The sequence below is a fragment of the Psychrobacter sp. 1U2 genome, assembly GCF_051847575.1.
This window is the reverse complement of the sequence record NZ_JBPYDC010001647.1, coordinates 1-550: the sequence shown is the minus strand read 5'-3', so window position 1 is coordinate 550 and position 550 is coordinate 1. Positions and strand designations below refer to the sequence as shown.

Genomic DNA, 550 nt, shown 5'->3' with positions numbered 1-550 from the left:
AACTACATTCAAGAGTACTTAGCACGTCACCTAACGCTTAAGAATTCATGTCTAATCTTGATAGGGATAGCATAAGAAAAGGCGCAAATCGCTATTGTTACTAGAGCGATTTGCGCCTTTTTGATATCAACAATGAACAACCTTATGTTGACCGTATAAATACGAGGCTGACCAGTCTATGGAGATGGGTTGGGTTGGCGCGTATGTACCGCTTCTATGGCATCTAATACATCAGTGGTTAAAGTCAGATGAATACTGTCAATATTTGACTTTAGCTGCTCAAGGTTGGTGGCCCCAATGATATTACTAGTGACAAATGAGCGTGAGTTAACAAAAGCCAGTGCCATCTGTGCCATATCTAAGCCTGCATCTGCGGCTATCTTAGCGTACTGGGCGGTTGCTTCTTGTGCTTGCTCGTTGACATAGCGCTCAAAACGATCATATTTCGTCAGGCGTGCTCCTTCTGGACGTTTGCCATCCAAATACTTACCTGATAGGACGCCAAAGCCAAGCGGAGAGTAGGCGAGCAGACCAACGTTTGAGCGGTGTG

1 protein-coding gene is annotated in these 550 nt (G+C 45.1%); it reads right to left on the bottom strand.

Features of this window, described 5'->3' with window-relative positions; translation table 11 throughout:
• Nucleotides 1-176: 176 nt before the first annotated feature.
• On the bottom strand, nucleotides 177-550 hold a 374-nt coding region (locus ACS8FD_RS23655; protein ID WP_439277647.1), incomplete at its 5' end, for an aldo/keto reductase.